The sequence below is a fragment of the Moraxella equi genome (assembly GCF_002027555.1).
GTDB lineage: Bacteria > Pseudomonadota > Gammaproteobacteria > Pseudomonadales > Moraxellaceae > Moraxella > Moraxella equi.
Genome location: NZ_MXAP01000124.1, coordinates 1 through 8018, shown reverse-complemented (window position 1 = coordinate 8018; position 8018 = coordinate 1). Strand labels below are relative to the sequence as shown.

The following is an 8018-nucleotide window of genomic DNA, read 5'->3' as shown; positions in this document are numbered from 1 at the left end:
TACGCTTATTTTTTTAAACGATAAACACCCAAACATCAAATAAAAGCATTTGCTAGATTTTTACAAATAAATATAAAAATAATAACTGTTATTATTTACAAAGATAATTTTTCAAGGTAAAATGCCTTGTTTGTTGTCATTTTGTATGTAGGGCGTGCCTGCCTTTTGTATTTGCAATGAAAAATGAGAAAAATCGCCCGTTTTTCAAGGAAAAAGTGAAGCTTGATAGTCGTTCTATCAAACAAGCTTTTGACGATGAAAAACAAGATTTAGCCATTTTTCATGCAAAAACGATTAATTTATTTCTAAAATATATCTGAATTGTGAATAGTGTTATAAAGGGCAGGCACGCCCTAATCTTACAGCTTGATAATACCCACAGGACTTTTGTTTTATTTTTATAGGCATAGCTCTATGCGTCAATACAACTTCCCCAAAAAATCATTGCTCGCCCTACTCATCCCCACCATGATGTGCCACACCATACAGGCTCATGCTGATGACAGCCCAGAACCTAAAGTTCATCTTGGACATGAGACGATTACTATTAGTCGCACACCCCAAGAGGAAGTGGGCGAAACCATTGTAACTCGCCGTGAACTCAACGAACAAATGGTACAAAACAGCCAAGACCTTGTTCGTTATAACACCGAAGTAGATGTGGCAGAAGTGGGTCGTTATGGCAATAAAGGCTTTGCCATTCGTGGTGTGGATGGCAACCGTGTGGCAATGAATGTCGATGGCGTGGCACTGCCTGAAGTGGAGGTAAATGAGATTTTTGCACCTTATGGCTATCAATATGAGGGGCGCTTCAACCCTGATCTTGAAATGATGGGTGGTGTCAGCATTACCGCAGGTTCAGATAGCTTGTTGTCAGGTTCTGGTGCGATAGGGGGTTCAGTTGCTTATAAAACTAAGGAACCTGCCAGTATGGTAAGAGGCGATGGTAATTTGGGTGGTTATGCCAAAGTGGGTTACACCACCAAAAACGAAGAGCTGTTGACCGCGGTGGGCTTGGCAGGCGTGTATGATAAAGCGGAGTTTTTGTTAAATTATGCTCATCGTGAGGGTCATGAGCTGAAAAATCATGACATGAAGCGCCATGATAAAAATAAACTCAATCCAATTTACGAGTTTAGCCTTGATGAGATGCCTAACGGCACAACCAGTCTGGTTCATCCCGATGCATTAGTCCATGAGCAAGATAGCGCCCTTGCAAAATTTTATTATCATATTAATGATAATCATCGGGTTGGTTTACATGGCATGTATCAAGAAAAAACCAATCACATGAACACCCAAAGCAAGCACACTTACGGCTCGCGTAACGGCTCAAGCACGCGTTTTGCGCATGATAAAGAGGAGCTTAAAAATTACGGGGTAAATTATCAGTACCTGCCAGAGTCCAGTCGTTGGTTGGGTAAGTTAAACTTGGACTATACCAAAAGCGAAGTATTGGGACTGGCGGACACTTGGGAGTATTATCTGGGTTTTGGGCGTTCAAAAATTAACAATCCTGAATTATCTTATCGAGAATATCGCCCCATTACTAACGACAGCGCACAACTGAGTCTAAAACTAGATTCGGCATCGTTTGACCGGGGTAGATTGGGTGAACATCAATTTTATCTGACAGGCGGTCGTGCTAAGCAAGACTATACTAGTACCGCCCATTATTTAAATTATGTGGATAATAAATTTGATGTGGATGGCAGTTTTGTCAACTTTGCTTTTCCTGATGCTAAGAAAGACATTTATCATCTTGCTTTAGGTGATAACATCTATTTCAATGACCGATTTAAGGCGGCGGTGGGTGTGCGTTATGATAACTTGCATTATCGCCCCTATTTACAAGGAGATAAGGTTGGTAGCAGAGTAGCCAGTTTGACCGAAGATGCTAAGGCTTATGGCACTTGTGTGAGCAATAACGCCCAGTCTGTTTTTTGTGATGCCTATCGTGCTGGCACACATAACAAAGAAAGCAAGTTCGACCACATTACTTGGAATGCCATGCTTGATTACCAATTGATTGAGGATAGGCTGACCGCACGCTATAAAGTTGGCACAGGATTTTTAGCGCCAACCGTCAGTCAGATTTATAGCAACTTCACCATTAATGCCAACGAGCAAGTACCAAACTATAATCTAAAGCCTGAAACGTCTTTGACGCATGAACTGGAGCTGGAATTTAAGCCTAAAGATGAGCTTACCTTGACTTTGGGTGGATATATAACTAAATACGAAGACTTCATTCACACCAAATATTGGAATAGCAATCGCAATGACCGAGTGCTTGGCTGCTCAAATCACACCTGCTTACAATCTAACAATCTTGATGAGGCAGAGATTAAGGGTTTAAAATTCGGCATGAAAGCTGATTTTTCGGCATGGTCAAAACTTGATGGGAATTTGGATTTGACGGCTGATTATCATTTTTCCAAAGACAAGGCTTTGGTAATGACTGATTTTAATGGTGTAAAAGAGGTTAATACCCTAGCGGCGGTTCCAGGTATGTTCATGCTTGGTCTTAATTATTATAGCCCAAATAATGACTGGGAGATTCATGGCAAGGTGCGTTATACTCAGGCCAAAAAATCCTCCGACGCCAAATATTTAGACACCAGACTTAAATACAAAGAAGACAAAGTTTATTGTAATAGCACTTTCTATGCAGGTTTTTGTAGTTATGGTGGTTTTTATGATTATGACAGCGCTGTGGGCGATTACTATAAAATTGATAGGGTGGCGGACGGCTACACAGAAGAGGTCAAGACCTATGACGTGGTCAATCGTAGTAAATCCACTCTACTGTTTGATGTTTATGGGTCGAAGAAATTTGGCAAGGATAAAAACTGGATTTTAAATGCAGGCATTTATAATATCACCAATGAAAAATACATTCCATGGGAAACCTTACGTCAGTTTGCTACAACCAGTATCAACGGCATGGTTGATGGCAAAGGCTATGGCTTTAACCGCTATACTGCCCCCGGTCGTAACTACGCGTTATCGCTAACCTATGAGTTCTAGTTAATGCTCAATAACAAAGCCCGCCTGATGGCGGGTTTTTTATTTGTCAATTATTTTGTTATATTGTAACTATATTTAATGTTATGTTATAATATTTATTTTTGATTGATGGAGATTTTCTTATGACTGCTTATAAGCGTTTGCCGTTGGCTATTTTACTGATTTTAAGCCATCATGCCCTCGCCGATGATGTGCCGATGGTTCAACTTGAGCATGAAATCATTAATATTAAGCACCAACCCTTAGAAAGTCTTGCTTTGGGAGGCGTACGCAAAGTGGGCGACACGGTCATCAAAAATGAAGTGCTAAAACAGCGTGCAGTAACTTTGGGCGATGCATTGGGTGGTGAGCTGGGTATTCACTCCAATCAATTTGGCGGAGGTGCTTCTGCACCGATTATTCGTGGGCAAGAAGGTAAGCGCATTAAAATTTTGGCAAATAATGCTGATGTGGTGGACATGTCTAACATGTCGCCAGATCATGCAATTAGCGTGGATACTCAACTTGCCAAGCAAGTGGAGCTTGTGCGTGGGGCGACAACGCTGTTATATAGTTCGGGTAATGCAGCTGGGGTGATTAATGTGGTTGATGAAAAAATACCCAGTCAACTGCCAGAGCAAAAAATAAAAACAGATTTGGGTTTGCGTTTTAATACGGGCAGTCATGAAAAATTAGCAACGGTTGGCACGACCATAGGTTTGGGCGATCATCTGGCTTTGCGTTTGGAGGGCTTACACCGTCATGCAGGTGATTATCGCACCCCAGATTACCAACATCCGATTTATAAGTTGGATACAAATAAGCAATTGACCGTGACTCATGAATCTTTGGATTACCTGCCGGAGAGCTGGGCGGAGGGCACGGTTGGTACGGTGGGTTTGTCATGGATTGGCGATCGTGGCTATGTTGGCGCCTCATTGACTGAGCGCCGTGAAAAGTATGGACTGCCTGCACACAGCCATGCCTATGAAGATTGTCATGCTGATACTGTGCGCCAACGTTTGCTGTTAAAAGGCGGTAAACCATTTTTAAAAATGTATCCGTTTTTGGCGGAAGAAAAAGACATTGATTATGATAATATCGGTTTGACCTGTCATAATCATGATAATACAGCTGTGCATGAGCACGAGCATACAGCACCTTTTATTGATTTAAAGTCTACGCGTTATGAGGTGCGTGGTCAGATGTCCAAGCCTTTTGCAGGCATTGAAAAAATCCGCTTTAATGCCAGTCGCACCAATTATCGTCATGATGAGATTGAGGGCGATAGCACTGAGGGTTTCTTTAAGAACAGCTCTCATAATGCCCGACTTGAGTTTGCTCATCAGCCTATCAAGGATTTGACAGGGGTTTGGGGTGTGCAATATGCCAATTCAAAAAACAGCGCAACCACCACACCCACTTGCACACCCATTTGGCCAAGCATTACCTGTACGCCTAATGTGCAACACATGCTTCATAACAATAAGAGCGACACGCTAAGCTGGTTTGGTTTGGAGCAATTAACATGGCGTGATGTAACTTTTGAGCTATCTGGACGTGCTGAAAAACAAAAGGTTACGATGCAGTATGATGAAGAAGCAACCACAACTTATATTGATGATATTTATTATTGTGGCAAAGGGTTAAAATGCCAAGCCTATCGTCCTGATGGCACTTATGGTGTTATGACAGCAAACGAGGCTCAGGCTTATGTACGTGATTTATTAAAGCCACATAAAGAAACTGCATATTCTTATGCGTTTAGCACCAACTGGCAATTTAAGCCAAATTACACCTTATCCTTAAATCTATCTCATCAAGAACGTGTACCAAATGCACAAGAGTTGTATGCACACGGCATGCATTTGGCAACCAATTCATTTGAAATAGGCAATCGCAATTTAACCAAAGAGAAATCCAATAACTTTGAAATTGGTTTGGCATATCAAGGCGATAAGCTTGATTATAAATTTTCAACCTATCTTTATGATTTTGATAATTATATTTATCTTTTGGCGATGAATGATGGTCGTGGCCCTCGTTCGATTAAAAATAATGCCGACCTAAAAGTCAATCGTTATATGCAGTCGCCTGCTCGTTTTTATGGACTAGAAGCAAATATCGGCTATCAATTCACCCCTGTTTATCATGCTTCATTGTTCGGAGACTTTGTACATGGCAAGCTCATCAACATGCCTGATGTGATTGATGAATATCGCCCTGCACGCACATTTTTTGGGCGAAACTATCCAGAAGAGATTACCTACAAGCCACAAGCTGACCGTTATACACCACGCTTGCCCCCCATGCGACTAGGTGCACGCCTTAAGGCGGATTTTGATGATAGATGGTCGGGCGATGTGGAGTACGTTCACACTTTTAAACAAGATAAATTGTCCAAGTTTGAAAGTGAAACAGCGGGCAATCATATGTTAAATCTGGGTTTGAGTTATCAGCATTATAAAGGAGCGGTGAATTATTCGATTTTTTTTAAGGCGAATAACCTGCTGAACCAACAAGTCTATGCACATGAGACCTTTTTGCCCTACATTCCGCAGATGGGGCGTAATTTTAGTATGGGGATAAATTTTAAATTCTGACGCATTTATTTGCAAAAACCACTTGACCCCTGCCAAAAATCGTGTATAATACGCCACACATTCGGGGACGTGGCGAAATTGGTAGACGCACTGGATTTAGGTTCCAGCGGGGCGACCCGTGAGAGTTCGAGTCTCTCCGTCCCCACCATGTTTTAACTCAATCGTGAAAGCGGTTGAGTTTTTTTGTGTGTAAATTTCTTGACATTTATTCTCATAAACACAATAATGACCCAATCCCATGATACTTGATAGGACAACCCATGACGACCACGCCTTTTGATACCCTGCCCACATCTACCTTGACAGGCAAGCCTGTACTGCATTTTGTCCATGCCAATGGCTTTCCCAGTCAGGTCTATGCACCGCTGTTTGAGCATTGGGAGCAGGTGTTTAGCATTGAGTATATTGAGCTCTTTGGCACGCACCCTGATTATCCACTTGACAATCACTGGCAGGGACTGACCGAGCAAGTGCTAGACAGCATCCGTGAGGCGTGCGACAAACACGGCGTGCCACAGCTGGTTGCCGTGGGGCATTCTGTGGGCGCGGTGACGACCATGCAGGCGTGTGATAAAGACCCCACGCACATCAGCCAAGTCATCGCCCTTGACCCATCTCTACTTATGGGCAAGATGAGCCTAGCTTATCAGTTATCCAAAGTCATGGATAACGCCCTACGCCCCTTGCCCAGATTTCATCACTATTTTGTCGATAAAATCTCGCCTGCCAGCAAATCCAAATACCGCAAAGACACCTTTGACAGCAGGCAGACTGCCCATGACAGCCTACGCCAAAAGGGACTGTTTAGAGCCTTTGACGCACGCACCTTTGACGGCTACATCCAGCATGGGCTGACCGCCAAAGACGACAAATTCACGCTCGCCATCCCCAAGGCGGTCGAGCTTGCCATCTTTCGCACCATTCCATCCCTATACTGGGCGAAGTCACTGACCATCTACCGCCCCACCACGCTCATCGCTGGCAAGGACAGCCACTTCACCCACATGGGTTCATACCACGCCATCCACGACCGTTGGGGCGTGCCAGTCATCTATGTGGACGGCTCGCACATGTTCCCCTTGGAGACGCCCGACAGCACCGCCCATCTCGTGCTAGACACCATCGCCCAACAAATCAAGGCTCGCTAAATGCCCCATCACGACCTAACCGCCCCACAGATGAGTAAGCCATCCCCACGCCCTGCCATTTCTTTTTCGGCAGTGGGCGTGGTGGGGCTGTGCTTATTTTGCCTGTTTGGCATGTTTGCCTTACAAATCATTGGCGTGTATATCAGCTCATTGGCTTATTATGAGCAGGCAGGCAGTCTGGATGTCGCTAAGCTCATCATGCTCGGCTCCAATAACGGCGTGGTGGTCGCCATCTCGGTTGTCATCACTGCCCTAGCCTTTACGCTGTTTGCCGTAGGTTTGGTGCTATTTAAAAGCAAAACGGCATGCCACAGCACGCCCCATCAGCCCCCATCAGCTCATCACTGGGGCGCTGTTTGGCAGTTTTTTGGGATAAAGGCGATAGGCGTTCGGGGCTTTGTCGTCAGTCTAATAGGCATGATAGCATTTATGGCGGTAAGTGAGATTATCTTGACCGCCTTGGACAGCTCGCCCATGGATTTTTTGGATGGGCTTATCACAGATGAGTCCCTGCCCCTGCTCATATTCGCCATCGTGGTGGTCGCCCCCATCTACGAAGAGCTGGTGTTTCGGGGGTTGATATTTGGCGGACTGCTTCATCGTCATCGTGCCGAGCAAACCCCCATCCGTCTGGTCGGTTTTACCATCGCTAAGTCCACACTCATGGCAAGTCTCATAAGCAGTCTGCTCTTTACACTCGTTCATCTACAATACGACCTGCTTGGCATGATGGTCATCTTTGCCATGGCGTTGCTGTTTTGCTATATCCGTGTCAAATACGGACTCATCATGGCAATACTCATGCACATGGTCAATAATGGCATGGCGATGGCGGTGTATTTGGCAAGCTGACTCAAAAGCCCTTTTCTTTGTCATCAGAGCTTGTTATACTATTTATAAGCACACCCTAATTACAGACTTTAACTAGGAAACATACTAGGGCGTGCCTACCATTGATAGCATTTTTATAAAATACGATGAAAATTTGACAATTTTAATCGATTTTTGCATGAAAAATGGCTAAATCTTGTGGCTCGAAGTCAAAAACTTGCTTGATAGAAGACTCACAGCCTACGTTTTTTCCTTGAAAAACGTGCGATTCCCCTGCTTTTTTAAACAGGCATTTTTCATTGCAAATACCAAAGGCAGGCACACCCTAATTTACTTACAAGTCATCATCAAGGTATTTTATGGACATCATTATCTTGGGTGGGGGCGTGATTGGCACGACCACCGCCTATTATACCAACCGAACTTA

At 43.9% G+C, this 8018-nt stretch carries 5 protein-coding genes and 1 tRNA gene; all 6 read left to right on the top strand.

Annotation, left to right across the window (positions count from 1 at the left end):
- The first annotated feature begins 176 nt into the window (after positions 1-176).
- Positions 177-320, top strand: a complete 144-nt coding sequence (locus B5J93_RS13705; protein ID WP_167432575.1) for a hypothetical protein — start codon at positions 177-179, stop codon at positions 318-320.
- A 94-nt stretch (positions 321-414) separates the two neighbouring features.
- On the top strand, positions 415-3030 hold the full coding sequence (locus tag B5J93_RS11285) for a TonB-dependent hemoglobin/transferrin/lactoferrin family receptor (protein WP_079326471.1): 2616 nt from the start codon (positions 415-417) through the stop codon (positions 3028-3030).
- Positions 3031-3152: 122 nt separating this feature from the next.
- A complete protein-coding gene (locus B5J93_RS11280; RefSeq protein ID WP_079326470.1) occupies positions 3153-5612 on the top strand; it encodes a TonB-dependent receptor domain-containing protein in 2460 nt (819 codons plus the stop codon).
- A gap of 63 nt (positions 5613-5675) precedes the next feature.
- A tRNA-Leu gene (locus B5J93_RS11275) sits at positions 5676-5760 on the top strand.
- A 112-nt stretch (positions 5761-5872) separates the two neighbouring features.
- Positions 5873-6760 (top strand): alpha/beta fold hydrolase, encoded by an 888-nt coding sequence (locus B5J93_RS11270; RefSeq protein ID WP_079326469.1) that lies wholly within the window; start codon positions 5873-5875, stop codon positions 6758-6760.
- Entirely contained in the window at positions 6761-7612 is an 852-nt protein-coding gene (locus B5J93_RS11265; protein ID WP_079326468.1) for a CPBP family intramembrane glutamic endopeptidase, read from the top strand. It abuts the gene before it with no gap.
- Positions 7613-8018 lie beyond the last annotated feature (406 nt).

Bases quoted from the DNA above. Each gene is read 5' to 3' on its own strand.
- B5J93_RS11265 (WP_079326468.1), top strand. From the start codon at position 6,761: ATGCCCCATCACGACCTAACCGCCCCACAGATGAGTAAGCCATCCCCA.
- B5J93_RS13705 (WP_167432575.1), top strand. From the start codon at position 177: ATGAAAAATGAGAAAAATCGCCCGTTTTTCAAGGAAAAAGTGAAGCTT.
- B5J93_RS11270 (WP_079326469.1), top strand. From the start codon at position 5,873: ATGACGACCACGCCTTTTGATACCCTGCCCACATCTACCTTGACAGGC.
- B5J93_RS11280 (WP_079326470.1), top strand. From the start codon at position 3,153: ATGACTGCTTATAAGCGTTTGCCGTTGGCTATTTTACTGATTTTAAGC.
- B5J93_RS11285 (WP_079326471.1), top strand. From the start codon at position 415: ATGCGTCAATACAACTTCCCCAAAAAATCATTGCTCGCCCTACTCATC.